Origin of the sequence: Dyadobacter sp. (assembly GCF_039919315.1) — a bacterium.
Taxonomy (GTDB): domain Bacteria; phylum Bacteroidota; class Bacteroidia; order Cytophagales; family Spirosomataceae; genus Dyadobacter.
Genome location: NZ_JBDSFX010000095.1, coordinates 59,644 through 75,029 on the forward strand (window position 1 = coordinate 59,644; position 15,386 = coordinate 75,029).

Genomic DNA, 15,386 nt, shown 5'->3' on the forward strand with positions numbered 1-15,386 from the left:
TCAATCCTTTTCTTTTTTCCGGCTCAATTTCCAAGCGCTAAACCCGATATACATCATACTTCCCCTCGCACCGCCGGGTTTTAATATACCATTTACATTGCTGAATCCCAAGAAGATAGGACCAAAATGTCCCACTGCACCGATCGACGGCCGGTTGTTACCACGAATGAATGTGATTGGAAAAGAAAAGTCCGAATCCTCATCTTCAAACCGTGGGGTAATGGTAAAAGAGTTAGGTTGGTAGATATCTAATGGTTGCCCCGCCCGACTTTTGAAACGCTTTGTTTGGGAAAGGTTCAGGAAAAATCCTTTGACAAGCTGAATATCGGCTTCGAGGTGTATAGCCTGCGGCAGGCGCACATCTTGCCTGAAAGTAGTAGTGGTATCAGCCGGGAACAAACTCATAAAGCCCTCTGGTCCCCGGTCGCTGATCGTTTCAAGCTCCGTCTGGCCAACGACGGTGGTTGCCTGCCGACCTCTCTCCACACGTGTATTGGAAGTCCGGTAACGAATGGACCCAATGTCGGTCAACGACGCACCAAAACGGATCAGATATTCGGGACTTTCGTCAAACACTTCTTTGGTTTTATGCCAATAAGAGCCTAATTCATAAGAAACGCCCAGGTCATATCCCCAGCCTGCACCATACAGATCGGAATCCATCAGTCTACCAATGTTTGCTTTTCGATTGGCTGCGCTGTAACCGCTTTCATAGGAAAGATCGGAAATAACCAATTCGCTGGTTTCAGTGTTTCCGGCAAGCGGGCGGATGCTGAAACTATCTGCTGAGCCCGTCAAATAACCCACTCTCGCGCCAAAAACGCGCTTAACCGTCGCACCAACGCGTAATTTATGAGATTCAAGATCCAGCAGCTGAACACCGTAGGTAAGGCTAATGTCCGAAAAGCTTTGCTGCACCAGATTAAAGTCGCCCCATGCTTCATTTTCATAACCATTGGTACTTCCCGTGTCCATTCTTTTGAAATAAATATGCTGAATAGGATCGGGAATGTTGTTTCCTTGCACATAGCCCCTCGTGCGTAATTGCAATGCGAGCCCCTGGTACTTACCCAGCGCGATCATCGCGGACGGCCAGCGGATCTCACTTACCACGTAAATCGGGTCTTTGTAGGTCAGCGATCCCATGGTACGTGATCGGCCGTATATCTCTTTGGTAGAATGTGACGCAAGTATGGGGGTCAGAAAAGAATTTTCACCCAAAAACCTGAAATAGCGATACTTAATGCTTCCTCCGAGTGAAATGATATTGATCTGAAACTTATGCTTTGGCCCCCCGATTACTGAAGGATTATAAGTAGCCCGGTACAATCCTCCGTAGTTGCTGAATTCCAAACCTGGGATCTGTTGTGCTTTGCAGATCTGAAATGAAATAAATAGTAATGCGAAAGTGAGTGTTAAGTTTTTCAATGCTGAGTTTTGTTAGTTAAGAACAGCTTTCCGATCGGATCGTACCGGATCACTTCCTCTTCAATTAATTCTTGTAACGTTTTCAAAAAATCCGCCTCGGCCACATTTTCAAATGCCTGGCTCAAATCAAGCGGAGTAACAGGTCCTTCCTGGTCTAAATGGTCTGTAATTGCCTCGGCCAGGGCCGTATCTTTCTGACTTTCTTCCCTTCTGTTTTTGATACAATTGTCACAAACACCGCATTCCTGTGCGTCGAACTCATTAAAATATTCTAATAAAAGGAGCGTCCTGCAAAGATGTTCGTGAGACGCATATCGTGCAACTGAGCGTGCCTTACCCAGGTCACGCTCCTTTTTCTTTCCTATTTCAAATACATTCAATGGTAACAATGCAGCATCGTACCGCGGTGTCAGGAAACTGAGCTGTGGCTTATCTTTTCTGGGCTCGTATATCAAAATATCGCGCTCCATGAGAAATCTAAGCTTTCTGGTCACCTCCGGTTCCGGAGCAAAATAGACCTGGGCCAGCTCACTTTCTGATATCCGGACGTACTCAGTAAAAACCTCTCCTCCGTACATCCTCAGAATCACTTTGATAAACGAATCGAATTCCTGGTAACGTATCTGGAAGTCGTACAATTGCCGGTTATCGACCAGGAAATGGATTTTTGCAGGATCATTAAAATTCTCGCTCAGTTGGATAAATCCCTCTTCTTCAAGCAATTTAAGCGCATAATGCGTTTCATTAACGGGCAGTCCGAAAATCCCTGTAAATTCCTGTATATCGAAATCAAAAGCCGCAAACTCACCGCCTCCGACCGCTATTTTGTAATAATTTGCCAAAGCCTGATAAACCCTTTTCAGTACTTCGACCGAAGGATATTTTCTTTCAATGCTGTCCGAAAGCTCTTCCAGGTCAATTTTATTGAACAGCGCTACGGCATAGGCTTTCTTTTCGTCCCTTCCGGCACGCCCAGCCTCCTGATAGTATGCTTCGAGATTGTCGGGCAGGTCGAAATGGATCACTGCACGTACATCCGGCTTGTCAATCCCCATGCCAAAAGCATTGGTAGCCACTACCACTCGAATGTGGTTCTTAATCCATGCCGATTGCCGGTCCGATCTTTCCTTGAAAGGTAATCCCGCATGGTAGCTCTGCGCCGATATACCCTGCCGGCTCAGCCAGTCGGCCAGGTCTTTGGTCCTTTTTCTGGTCCTTACATAGATAATTGCCGATCCCGGCACATTTTTCAGGACTTGCAGCAACTTTCGTTCTTTGCTTTCCTCGGCGAATGCAGAATAGGAAAGGTTAGCTCTAGCGAAGGATTGCTTAAATACCCTGGCATTGCGCATTTCAAGCTTATCCAGAATGTCCGCCCGCACTTCTTCGGTAGCTGTGGCGGTAAGTGCCATCACGGCAACGCCCGGAATCAGCTTTCTAAATTCGGCAATAAGGAGGTAAGAGGGCCTGAAATCGTAACCCCAGGCTGAGATGCAATGTGCCTCATCGACTGCCAGCAGACAAACATTCATTTGTTTCGCACGGGCAATCATAATATCCGTTCGCAGCCTCTCGGGCGATACATATAGAAACTTGGTAATCCCGTGAATGCAATTATCAAGCGTAATGTCAATCTCCGTCCGGCTCATTCCCGAATGGATTGCGGCGGCAGGAATGTCCCGTTTTTTGAGCTGCTCCACCTGATCTTTCATCAGGGCAATGAGCGGAGTTACCACAATGCACACCCCCTCCATCGCCATGACCGGTACTTGAAAACATACCGATTTTCCACCTCCTGTTGGAAGTAAAACCAGCGTATCTATCCCATTAAGTACCGTTTTGATGGCTTCTTCCTGAAAAGGACGGAAGGTATCATAACCCCAATACCGCCTCAATATGGCGTGAAGATCAATCATCAGAGTTGTGTTTGCAATGCCTTGGAAAACCCGTGCAAAGTAATGTGATAATGTTTGTTATGAAAAGGATCATCTGTTGCGGTTCATAAAAAAAGGTGGCAGGGTAAGTATATGAGTCCGCTTAAAAATGCCTTAATTTGGACAAACTTCACTCCACGATATGTTATTTGATGTTGCCAGAAATGATAAATATCTCCGCTTTCTTCCCTGGATATTTACCATCAGCTTTATCCTCATCACATTTCTTCCACGGTCACTGGACGACACCATGTTTATGGATGGAATGACATACGCGGGGATAGCACGGAACATGTCATTAGGTATCGGGTCGTTCTGGAAGCCCTATTTTGCTGATTCTTTCTGGCTTCCTTATGACAATGGTACTTTTTTCTCGGGACATCCTCCATTACAATTCGGAATGCAATCGATACTTTTCCTAATCATGGGCGATACTACTGCCGTGGAGAATTTTTACGATCTGATTGTTCTTATATGCTACATCATCTTAATTGCTAAAATCTGGCAAAAACTATTCCTCAGCCAGGCCGTGTTGCAACGCTATGCATGGATGCCGGTTTTGTGCTGGTATGGTATGGCCACAGTTTGGTACAGCATCCCAAACAACTTTCTAGACAGCACAATGGGCGTTTTCTGCCTGCTATCGTGCTACTTCCAGCTTGTCTTTTTGACGCGTAGTACCATTTCCAAACAAGATTATATATGGCCTCTGTTAGCTGGAATCGGCGTATTTCTCGCCTTCCTGACTAAGGGACCGGTAGGGCTTTACCCATTGGCGTTTACAATGCTCTACTCGTTTTTAAATGCAGACATTACCTTTCAAAAAGGCTTAAAAAGCACTGCGATCATGCTGGGTATCGCGGTAGTGGCGGGTGGTTTGACACTTGCATACCGGCCCGCATTTGAGTTTTTGAGCACCTATTTTCAGGGTCAGGTAGTCCAGGCCTTAATGCAAAAAAGAGAAAAAACGGGTACTGGCTGGGAGGCTCATTTTCTACTTATTCCTGATTTGCTGCGTAACGTATATCCCCATTTGTTGGCGCTTCTTGGATTAAATGTCATTGCTTTTTTACTAAAATTAAAACGCCAGATCAGTCCAGCGGTGACGCGGATCAGTCAGTTTACTTTTTTGATTGCTTTTTCCGGGATCGCGCCGATGCTAGTCAGCGTGAAACAGTATCCGCATTATCTTGTACCCGCATTACCATTTGTAGCAATGTTTTTCGCCGCATTATTAGTCGAAAAAATAGATTCCCTAAGCCAGGTCGTTCCAAAATTGTGCATTCTGTTTTTTGCAGTTGTTACCATTGGATTCTGGGGAATTACATTGAAAAAGGTCAATTCCATTCAGCCTGATGTGATGGCAGAGAATGCGAAAGATGTAAAAAAGTACGTCGCACGTGCCTCAACCATAGGTGTATGTCATGATTTGTACCAGGTTGCAGATATTCATTCCTATTTCCAACGCTATCATTTGCTCTCGCTCAAAGACATCGGCATTGGGGCTGATACTTCCAGGTACGTATTGGCGAATACGGACTGCCTGCCTCAGTTCGATGCCAAAAAGGATTCTGTCATTACGCTGCACGGAAATTTTTATCTGGTAATCAGGAATGAACGAACGGCTCGTTATTGAATCAGCGAAAATATTATCTTTGTTTCTGCTAATTCTAACTAATTTACATGCGCACGCTGCTTTTCTTCATTAGTGTTCTTACATTATCCGGTTGCTCCGTTTCGCACTATCTGAACCGGGAAATAAAAAACTCCTCTGTTTTAAGTCAGCAGCATACCGGCATTTCTATTTCCAACCTGAATGATTCCAAAACGCTGGCCTCATATCAAGGTAACAGGTATTTTACACCGGCTTCTAATACCAAATTATTCAGTTTTTACGCCGGGTTATGTGCCCTGGGCGACTCCGTTCCGGGATTGGAATATCTGGAATGGGGCGAGTTGCTCATTATCCGGGGTACCGGCGATCCTTCACTTTTACACCCTGACCTCCCTCACAGCAAAGTTTTTGATTTTCTAAAAAACAGGAAAGACCAAATCTTTTACACACCATATCATTTTGAAAATAAGCGCTTTGGGTCTGGATGGGCTTGGAGCGATTACAACGATTATTATCAGCCTGAAATCACTGCATTACCCGTTTACGGCAACATTGCGCGGTTCAAGGGCGAGTCATCCCAGAATTATCAGGTAAGCCCTGGTTTCTGGAAAAAATCAATGATTTTTGATACGACAGCCTCAGGAATAGAAAGGGAAGAGTCGCAGAATCTTTTCCACCATTCAAAGCTTGCTGTCCCACAGGGCCTGATCCAGGACGTTCCCGTACATATGAGCGATCTTTTGACAGTCCAGCTTCTGAGCGATACATTGAAAAAAGAGATCAAACTGATCCATATTCCACTGGAAATTGACTTAAAAACCGTTTATAGCATTCCTACCGACTCGCTTTACACCAGAATGATGCAGGTGAGCGACAATATGCTCGCCGAGCAATTAATGCTTCTTTATGCTACCGCTAATAAACTGCCTTTAAATACTGAAAAAGCCATTGCCCATGCCATTGAGCACCATATGAGCGACTTGCCCGACCGGCCAATCTGGAAAGACGGATCAGGGTTGAGCCGCTACAATCTCTTCACTCCAAGAAGCATCGTTGCGTTGTTACAGAAGATTTACAAGAAGGTTCCGCGTGAAAAACTATTCAAAATACTGCCTAACGGTGGAAAAACCGGGACTCTCAGCAATCTCTTCAAGCAGGACGCCCCTTTTATTTTTGCTAAGACAGGTAGTTTGAGCAACAACTACAATCTGAGTGGATTTTTGATAACCAAAAAAGGCAAGACATTGGTATTCAGCTTCATGAACAACAACTTTACACGGCCAACCGGTGAGGTTCGTAAGGAAGTAGAGCGGATACTGACCGGGTTACACAACAAATTTTAAGCTATTCTTTCTCTTCCCAAGTCTGGCCAGTACAGTAAATCCTGTTTTTACCATTTCGGCGAACCAGCAAATAAATGCTGTATACCCCTGGCTCAACGGTGGCGACGTGAAAACTACCGTATGCGCCTTTTGAGAAATACATTTGTCTCCTGATTGTAGTTTTAAAAGGTACCGCAAACTGGTTAGGCGGCGAAGCATACACATGTCCGGGAGATTTCAATAGCACGTAAGCACCGTCAGAATAGTCTTTCAGCGATTTGAAAAAATCATTCTCAAAACTAACCACAATGTGGTCCCCTCTTTTGGTAACGGCATCGGCTCTGTACAAACTGTCGCAAACCACGCTATCACTCCCAATTTTAGGATCCCAACCCTCAGCAATCGGATCGGCGGATTGGTAATAGGACCTTATCTTTTCGAAATGCTGCTGATCCATTGAAAACATCCTGATTCCCAGCCAGTCGGCATTATATCTTGCATTAAATTCCTGCACAATGGCAGCGCGACGGTTGTTCACAGCGTCAGCAAAATTGCCTTGCAGTATGAGAAGGTTAAGTCCGACAGCGGCCAGAAGGATTGCAGGAGAGATCCATTTTTTAAGTCTCTCCTTTGAAACAGATAAAAAGGCAAAGTACAGCGCAATGCACCACAATGTGGAATACATTCGGTAGCGTCCTTTGAACATCCCTTCGAAGGTGTCGGTTGGGATTCGTTTGTAGGTCAATGCGAGTGCTGTGATACCTACAAAAATTGCGATAGATAATGCGAAAAGGGCTGTTTGATTATTATAGCGGGATTTCAGCCATAATGAGTCCCAAAGTTTGAGATACTGTTTCCGGTACAGAAAAAGCAGCGTTGTTATCATTAACATACCTGTTCCTACGGCCAGTGAGAGCACAATCGGAGGAGCACCGTAAGCCCTGAGCGTCGCAATGGATCCTATGAAGCCAAAGAACCCGAAGAATCCTTCCTTTACCTGTTTGGGATTGGAGAAGTCAAGGTTTTGGGTAATCGGTGTGAAATCAATAAAGTAAATAACCGCGATTGTGACAGCAGTTAACAATGTGATTACAAACTCTTTGCGCCTGCCAGAAAGCAGATACAAAAAGCCTATGACCGGAAAAACCATCAGACCGTTTCCGTAGGTAAATGTGGCGGCCACCGCAAATAAAAGACTATAAGCAATGCGTTCAGGATGATAAACCGCGAAGTAGAGTGCGCTCAGAATAAATAGTAACACACCGAAATTGCAAAGCGAGCTTACGCCCCAGAAGATATTTTCGAACGACTGAATGTTAAACCAAAGCCACATCACCGGCACGAAATACCAGAAGTTTGCTTTCAATCTTTTAAAAGCCCGGTAGAATACAAACGCACACAACCCCCAGCAAATATTGGCAATGATCATAGGCCATACCAGGTTCACTTTGCCGAGAAAGCCATGTAAAAGAAGAATGACGGAGCGCGAAAAAACGAGTCTGTGTTCAGGAAAAAGCGTTGTGAGCTGCTTCCATTTCTCGCCAAGGGTGGCATGCTCGAAGCCTGGGATAATGCCCAGAATCATAATATCATCAAAAGCTACATAATTGACATTCAGCGCAATCACTTTGAAAACCCAGACGTAGATCAGTACAGGAATGACGCACAACAATGAAGCAAGCCAGCTTTTATTTCTGACGAAATCGAGGAAAGATAAATACATATTTCATGAAATCACGCCCTAATTCGGGCATGCTAATTAAGCAGGTGAATGATGATTTTCAACCATTCAAACCGTTAATTTTCGGTTTCTTCTTCAGCGGAAGCGCGGGGATCTTTGGTATAATCGTACAGAAGCTTGCCTTTATCATCCCATTCCCGCAGAATAAAAGGTTCGAATTCTTCATCCCAGCCCGACTTTGGATATTGGATTTCTTTTTTGCGCTGACGACGGAATTGGTAGTACTCGACCCAGCGGCCTACTTTCTTGCCGGTATCGAATTTACCGCTGGTCATCAGCTGTCCTTCTTTGTAAAACTGCATATACTCGCCCTCAACCTCCCCAAACGCAACCGGCATCACTTCCTTTACCTGCGTATGGGCTGAATCGTAGTAAGTAATGCGGGACTCGGCGGGGAAGCCGCGGTTCCATACTGCCTTGTCAATGAGGTTGTATTTAGTATCGTACTTTACCCAGCGGCCATCTTTCACACCCATATAATAGTAGCCCTCTTCGATCAGGTTCTCTCCATTATATTTTTTGTAGGAGCCATGAAGTGGAAGTGACTGTTCTTTTTCTTTTACCAAGGCCGAGCTGAGCTTCTTCCCTTTTTTATCATACCACCTTGTTTCTGTGGCCTTTACATAGGGATCCATTGGTTTATATTCTTTCAAAACATGGAAAGACTCCACCGTAGCACGATCGCCGCTACCATACTTGACAGACATACTCTGCATTGGAATTCCTTCATATTGTACCTTGGCAAGCCTGGTTTTTTCTTTCTTACGTTTCCGGTCTTTTTTCTGGCTTTTGTATTCTTTTACCCTTAATCCCAAATCCGGAATTGTTTCCCCGAACAAAGTGGAGAGGCTCGTAGACTTGCCCTTATCACCTGGTACCGAGGCTCCTACGACCGGATCCAAGCCAGAAATAAAGGATTTCAAGTCCTTTGAACGACTGGCAGTATCCTTTTTAACTGTTTCCTTTGGTAGCCAGGCCGGGGGTGTAGTATCCTTCGGTACCGACTGAGCCAGCGTGGCAGCAGTAAGACCTAATGATAAAAAGCCGCAGACCAGAATTACTCTTTGCATGTGTATTGGATTTTTCTTCAGGGTAACATTGTTACTTTTGTAACGAATTGATTTTTTCTATATTGATTTTCAACGGACAAATTTAAAAAAACACAGTGGAAAAAAGTGCTAAAATTTATATTGCCGGACATCGCGGCATGGTCGGCTCCGCGATTCACCGAAAATTAGTAAAGGAAGGTTTCAATAATTTTATACTTAGAACGTCCTCCGAGCTCGATCTGCGCAACCAAACCGATGTCAAAGATTTTTTTGAAGCAGAACGTCCCGAATATATATTTCTTGCCGCTGCAAAGGTAGGTGGCATTATGGCCAACAACATTTATCGGGCCGAATTTCTGCATGATAACCTGTTGATACAAAACAATATCATCGACAGCGCATACCGGACTGAGGCTAAAAAACTGATGTTCCTGGGATCCAGCTGCATCTATCCAAAGCTGGCGCCACAGCCATTACAGGAAAGTTCTCTGCTGACTGGTCTGCTGGAACCTACCAATGAACCTTATGCCATTGCTAAGATTGCAGGTATAAAAATGTGTGAGGCATATCGTGCTCAGTATGGTTGCAACTTTATTTCCGTGATGCCTACCAATTTGTACGGCCCGAATGACAATTACGACCTTAATAATTCGCACGTGCTTCCTGCCATGATCAGGAAATTCCATGAAGCAAAAGAAGAAAACAAGCCATTTGTTGAGCTTTGGGGCACAGGTTCGCCACTTCGGGAGTTCTTACATGCGGACGACCTGGCTGATGCCTGTTACTTTTTAATGCAGAATTACAATGAGGCCGGGTTCCTTAATATTGGGGTAGGCGACGATGTTACCATCAAAAATTTGGCTGAAATGATCCGGAATGTCACGGGATATGAAGGGCAGATACATTGGAACACAGACAAACCTGACGGTACTCCGCGCAAATTAATGGATGTAGGTAAGTTGCACGATCTGGGCTGGAAACATCGCATTGAGCTGGCAGAAGGGATCCAGCTGACTTATCAGGATTTTTTGCAAAAAATTGAAACTTACGCAGTGTAACCTTAATGTATTTAATGGGTTACATTATGTCTAACCTAATATTTCCATACTAAAATCACATTTTGCCTACTATAATTCTTTTTTTTGACAAATTTCCAGTATATAATTATAAGATTCTTCGGGAAACTAATTAGTTTTGCATCGTCCCAAAAAAAGGGCGTTATATAAACCATAGTCATAGAGAAATGTCGGCCATTATTAAGTTAGACCAGATAGACCGTAAAGTACTGGAGATCTTACAAACGAACGCAAAAATAACCAACGCACAACTATCCAAAGAAATAGGACTGTCTCCTGCGCCAACATTGGAACGCGTTAAAAAACTGGAACAATCCGGAATCATTAAAAGCTACCACGCTCAGCTTGAACCTGAAAAGGTTGGATTGGGTGTTAGCACTTTTGTTCAGATTTCACTGGTTGGTCACCGGAAAGCGGTTACGGAATCATTTGTTGAAAAGATTCACGCTATCCCCGAAGTAATTGAATGTCACCATATTACAGGTACAGGTGATTTTCTTTTAAGAGTTATCTCAAAGGACATCAGTACTTATCAAAAGCTGATGCTTGAAAAAATCAATGAAATCGAAGAAGTAGCAAGTACCCAGACAATGGTTATCCTGTCTACTTTTAAAGAAAGTAAGGTTTTACCGATACCATGACAATCTCGTATAGAAATTGCAATAAAAAACCCGCCGGAATCAATTCCAGCGGGTTTTTTATTGCACCTGATAGGTTTCAAATACTATTGATGTTGCTCTCTCAACAAGTCATTAACTGTTTTAACAGGGTTGAAAGTGATCAGCGGAACTTCCACGAAAAGCGTATTCCAATCCGCCATTGCACCATTCCACAACCCTGGCAACTCCTGCGCTTTTAGATCTTTACCGTCTTTGGATTTCGCAGTAATGAAGCCTGTCAGCGGATCTCTGAACTTTTTCAGATCATATAATTCTCCCTTTCCGTTTTTCACGCCGCATACCAGATCCACCGGATTGAAGTGGGTAGAATTCTTGAAAATGTTGTTCTGATCCTCATTATCAACATCCACCTGAGCGGACTCTACGATTTGTAATGAGGATGAGCCATCAGCATTCTCCGCCCAGAATGGTCCACCGCCAGGTTCTCCCTGATTTTTAACCATTCCGCAAGCTCTCAAAGGCCTGTCAAGCTTTCGAACAAAATATTCCTTCTTCTGATCATCAGACCAGCTTCCAAACGCTGCGGGGGGAATGACACATAATTCTTTTTGAAAAAAAGTATCTAGTTCTGCAAAAAGTGAGGCGTCAACCTGTCCGCTCAGCTTTTCCAGAAAGGCAAAAATTCGCTTTTGGTATTGCAAAACGATTCCTGCCAAAGCTTTTTTATAAGTAATGGTTTCCTCTTTAATTCTGTCAGGAACTACATTATCAATGTTTTTGATAAAAATAATGTCCGCATCCAATTGTCCCAGGTTTTCAAGAAGCGCTCCATGGCCCGCAGGACGGAACAGCAAAGAATCGTCTTTTTCACGGAATGGCGTATTGTCTAAATTAACCGCAATGGTGTCGGTCGAGCTTTTTTGCTCAGAAAAAGAGACAATGTATCTCACACCAAATTCACTTTGATAGCTCGGCAGCACTTCCACAACAAGTTTCTCGAATTTGTCGCGATGCTCCGGCGATACCGTAAAATGGATCTGAACATTGCTTCCGGCATTGGCATACTTCGCGCCTTCCACCAAATGTTCTTCCAGGGGTGTGCGGGAACGACTGTCGTAATTATGGAATTTTAGCAATCCCTTTGGCAACTCGCCATATCCCAGGCCTTTGTTTGTCAGGAAATAGGATACGATCGTTTTTTCATCAGCAGTTTCAATGTTGCTTCCGTCAGCAGCTAAGGAGGTTTTCAAGTCTTCATAAAAAGCGAAGTCGGGCAATTTGGCAAAAAACTCTTCGACCGATTTATCTTTTTTTCCCTGCTCCAAAAAGCCAAAGAGAGATTTAAACATCCGTGTAGCAGCACCTGAGGCAGGTACAAACTTTAATAACGCTATCTCTCCGTCTGCTGCGCTTTTGTCAAAATCAGAAATTACCTGTGCAATTTGCTCGTCCGTGAGGCGGATAACACCGTCGCCCACCGTAGCGGCTTTGGAAAGCTGCAGAAACGGAAACCCGTTTTCGAAGTAACGGACTTGCTCTTCCACCACTTGAATGTCGCTGCCGCGGTCATTTATTTGCACGATATCTTTTTCAATGAACATAAATCTATTGTTTAATCAGTGAATTTTTGGGGAATGATTCAATTATAGTAAAGCTGGCAAAGAAGCGACTATAACCATTTGAAAAGATTTATTTAAGTATCCGTAATTTGGCAAAACTCAGCAATAATGTTTTTTCTCCGACCAGGTCAAATTTGACTGTTGCTTTACGGTCTGTCCCATTTATATCCATTTTAGTAACCTGCCCAAACCCGAATTTCAAGTGCTCCACCTTGTCTCCTTCGGTGAGGTCAAAAGTATCGCTGGGTACAAAGTCCGCAGACGGGACATAGGAAGCGACAGCCGGATTAGGTTTTGGCTCTGCTGGTTTACGCTGTATCAGGTTTCTTGCAGAAAAAGGATTGGCTGTGGGAGAGCTTTCACGTTCTGCCGCAGCCGATATCATTTTAGACACATTCAGGTAGCGCTGGTCAACTTCCAGCAGGAAACGGCTGGGCTCACACATTTTGAGACGGCCCCACTGATAGCGACTTTCAGCATACGAAAAGGACAATTTCTTTTCCGCACGGGTGATCGCTACATAAAACAAGCGCCTTTCTTCTTCCAGGTCCTGCCTGCTTTCCAGCATCATTTGACTTGGAAACAGATCTTCTTCGAGGCCTACGATAAATACGTTTCTGAATTCAAGACCTTTTGCGGAGTGAATAGTCATCATTGTCACGCGGTCATTATCATTATTATCGTCCGGCTCATCCGCATTGGTTAATAATGATACCGACTGAAGAAACGCGCTCAGGGTTTTATCTTCGGTTTCTTCATTGTCAACAAACTCCTTAATCCCGTTCAGCAACTCCTGTACGTTTTCGTAGCGCGACAATCCTTCAACAGTTTTGTCCTCATACAAATCTCGCAGGATACCCGAAGCTTTGGCAATGTGTGCTGAAACCTCATAAGCGTCTTTTCCTTCGCTAACTTGAATTTTAAAGCTTTTGATCAGCGTTCCAAACTGCTCGATAGGAGAGATAGTCCTGCCGCTTGCATAATTGCCGATGTTGGCTACTACTTCCCAGATCGCGATGTTATTTTCGGAGGCAGTAACCGCTATTTTGGCTACGGTAGCATCACCAATTCCTCTTTTAGGCAGGTTAATGATCCTTTTAAATGCTTCTTCGTCGCGCTGATTGACTGTAAAACGCAAATAAGCAAGCAGGTCCTTGATTTCTTTTCTCTGATAAAACGACTGCCCACCAATGATCCGGTACTTGATCCCCAGCTTCCGCAAAGCTTCTTCGAATGATCGCGACTGAGCATTGGTACGGTACAAAATGGCGAAATTCTCATTCCGTAGCGCTTTCTGCATTTTTTCTTCAAAAATAGCAGTCGCTACCAGTCTTCCTTCTTCATTATCAGATCCCGCCTTGATCACATCTATTAAGGAACCTTCTTCATTCACTGTAAAGGTTTCCTTTTTAAGCTGGGATTTGTTGCGGGCGATCACAGAGTTGGCCGCATTGACAATGTTACTGGTCGATCGATAGTTTTGTTCCAGCTTGATCGTGACAACATCTGGGAAGTCCTTTTCGAAATTCAGGATATTCTCAATGTTGGCTCCGCGGAAAGCATAAATACTTTGCGCATCATCACCCACTACCACTATATTACGATGAACCGCGGAAAGCTTACGGGTAATCAGGTATTGGGATACGTTGGTGTCCTGAAACTCATCGACCATCACATGCTGAAACTTGTGCTGGTACTTATATAGTACATCCGGAAAATCCCGGAAAAGGATATTGGTGTTAAACAGCAGGTCATCAAAGTCCATGGCATTGGCCTGGAAGCACCGGGCCGCATACGTTTTGTATAGCCTTCCGATCTCTTTCATTTTGGCCGCATCATCATCCGCTTGTATTACAGCATTGTTCGCATAGTCTTCTGCGGAAATGAGCCTGTTTTTAGCCCCGGATATCCGGTTGAAAACTACATTAGCCTTATATACCTTATCGTCCAGATTGTATTCTTTAATGATACTTCTTAATAAAGACTTGGAATCATCGGTATCATAAATAGAAAAATCACTGGTATAGCCCAGGTACCTCGCTTCAATCCGCAATATTTTTGCAAATACTGAGTGGAATGTCCCCATCCATATATTCCGTGCCTCCATTCCTACCGCGCCCTCGATCCGGTGACGCATTTCACCTGATGCCTTGTTCGTAAAAGTCAGGGATAAAATCCGGAACGGATCAACCCCATTCTCGATCAGGTTAGCGATCCGGAATGTCAAAACCCTTGTTTTCCCCGAGCCCGCGCCTGCAATGATCATCAGCGGTCCACTTCCGTGCAGTACTGCTGCACGCTGAGGCTCATTCAGGGTTGACAAATAATCGTTACGATTCAAAATTGTATATTTATCCAATTTACTCATTCTTATATAGCAAAAGCCAAAGTTAGGAAAAACCATTAAAAGCCTCCTTTCAATATATAATGTAAGGCTATTTAAGTTTCCTCGGTTTAATGAAATAATATTGCAGATTCCGAACCGCATTGGTTAGATATAGGTTTAATAGTTTGCTTTAAAATAGGAATGCCATGAATATCGAAGATCAGCCCCTGGAAATGCAGTGGGAACATTTACTAACTAGTCTGGAAAACCTGATTGGAAAAAAACCGGGCGATCTCAATGGCGTCCTCTTTCTGATAGGTGTTCAGGAATTGGGGCAAGGCGCCAAACGGTTTACCAAAGAACAAAAACAAGATTTAATGCATATAGGAATATGTAAGGTATTAAGCCTGTCATCCTATTACCTATTTGAGTACAACGATAAGGATGGCTGGCCGCATTATAAGTTAAATCGGGCACTTCCGCCAGGCGATGTTTTGAAGCAAGAAGCGCTTCTTAAAATGCATGTGATAGAATATTTCAAATTATTTTAGAATATTTTGTGGTGTTTTTGATTTGGTTTTCAGGTGATTAGGCTGTGCTGCAAAAAAAGTTGCAAAAATATTTGTGACTGGTGCTTGCATGTTAAAAATAAAGCC

Annotated in this window: 11 protein-coding genes; 5 read left to right on the plus strand and 6 right to left on the minus strand. The window is 43.9% G+C overall.

Annotated features, from left to right (window positions below):
* Both ABIO93_RS28185 and ABIO93_RS28190 read right to left on the minus strand, forming a co-directional pair.
* Positions 1–1,428: a DUF5723 family protein gene (locus ABIO93_RS28185; RefSeq protein WP_348073359.1), complete on the minus strand. Its 1,428-nt coding sequence runs from the start codon at positions 1,426–1,428 to the stop codon at positions 1–3.
* Positions 1,425–3,344 (minus strand): ATP-dependent DNA helicase RecQ, encoded by a 1,920-nt coding sequence (locus tag ABIO93_RS28190; RefSeq protein ID WP_348073360.1) that lies wholly within the window; start codon positions 3,342–3,344, stop codon positions 1,425–1,427. Before ABIO93_RS28190 ends, ABIO93_RS28185 begins: the two co-directional genes overlap by 4 nt.
* A 160-nt stretch (positions 3,345–3,504) precedes the next feature.
* On the opposite strand from ABIO93_RS28190, the gene ABIO93_RS28195 reads away from it, so the two are divergent.
* Both ABIO93_RS28195 and ABIO93_RS28200 read left to right on the plus strand, forming a co-directional pair.
* Positions 3,505–4,998: a glycosyltransferase family 39 protein gene (locus ABIO93_RS28195; protein ID WP_348073361.1), complete on the plus strand. Its 1,494-nt coding sequence runs from the start codon at positions 3,505–3,507 to the stop codon at positions 4,996–4,998.
* Positions 4,999–5,045: 47 nt separating this feature from the next.
* Positions 5,046–6,320 (plus strand): D-alanyl-D-alanine carboxypeptidase, encoded by a 1,275-nt coding sequence (locus ABIO93_RS28200; protein ID WP_348073362.1) that lies wholly within the window; start codon positions 5,046–5,048, stop codon positions 6,318–6,320.
* A gap of 1 nt (position 6,321) precedes the next feature.
* Here ABIO93_RS28200 and ABIO93_RS28205 read toward each other — a convergent pair whose 3' ends face one another.
* Both ABIO93_RS28205 and ABIO93_RS28210 read right to left on the minus strand, forming a co-directional pair.
* Positions 6,322–8,022 (minus strand): hypothetical protein, encoded by a 1,701-nt coding sequence (locus ABIO93_RS28205; RefSeq protein WP_348073363.1) that lies wholly within the window; start codon positions 8,020–8,022, stop codon positions 6,322–6,324.
* Positions 8,023–8,096: 74 nt separating this feature from the next.
* Entirely contained in the window at positions 8,097–9,110 is a 1,014-nt protein-coding gene (locus tag ABIO93_RS28210; protein ID WP_348073364.1) for a hypothetical protein, read from the minus strand.
* A gap of 95 nt (positions 9,111–9,205) precedes the next feature.
* On the opposite strand from ABIO93_RS28210, the gene ABIO93_RS28215 reads away from it, so the two are divergent.
* Both ABIO93_RS28215 and ABIO93_RS28220 read left to right on the plus strand, forming a co-directional pair.
* Entirely contained in the window at positions 9,206–10,147 is a 942-nt protein-coding gene (locus ABIO93_RS28215; protein WP_348073365.1) for a GDP-L-fucose synthase, read from the plus strand.
* Positions 10,148–10,332: 185 nt separating this feature from the next.
* Positions 10,333–10,806 (plus strand): Lrp/AsnC family transcriptional regulator, encoded by a 474-nt coding sequence (locus ABIO93_RS28220; RefSeq protein WP_015813234.1) that lies wholly within the window; start codon positions 10,333–10,335, stop codon positions 10,804–10,806.
* Positions 10,807–10,889: 83 nt separating this feature from the next.
* On the opposite strand, the gene ABIO93_RS28225 is transcribed toward ABIO93_RS28220, so the two are convergent.
* The gene (locus ABIO93_RS28225; protein ID WP_348073366.1) at positions 10,890–12,386 is read right to left on the minus strand and encodes a DUF4301 family protein; all 1,497 of its coding nucleotides are present in this window, start codon (positions 12,384–12,386) and stop codon (positions 10,890–10,892) included.
* Between the two features lie 88 nt (positions 12,387–12,474).
* Positions 12,475–14,772 carry a UvrD-helicase domain-containing protein gene (locus ABIO93_RS28230; protein ID WP_348073367.1) on the minus strand — a complete coding sequence of 766 codons (2,298 nt, stop codon included), beginning with the start codon at positions 14,770–14,772 and terminating at the stop codon, positions 12,475–12,477.
* A gap of 164 nt (positions 14,773–14,936) precedes the next feature.
* Between ABIO93_RS28230 and ABIO93_RS28235 the strand changes: the two genes are divergently transcribed.
* Positions 14,937–15,281, plus strand: a complete 345-nt coding sequence (locus tag ABIO93_RS28235; RefSeq protein WP_348073368.1) for a hypothetical protein — start codon at positions 14,937–14,939, stop codon at positions 15,279–15,281.
* The last annotated feature ends 105 nt before the right edge of the window (positions 15,282–15,386 follow it).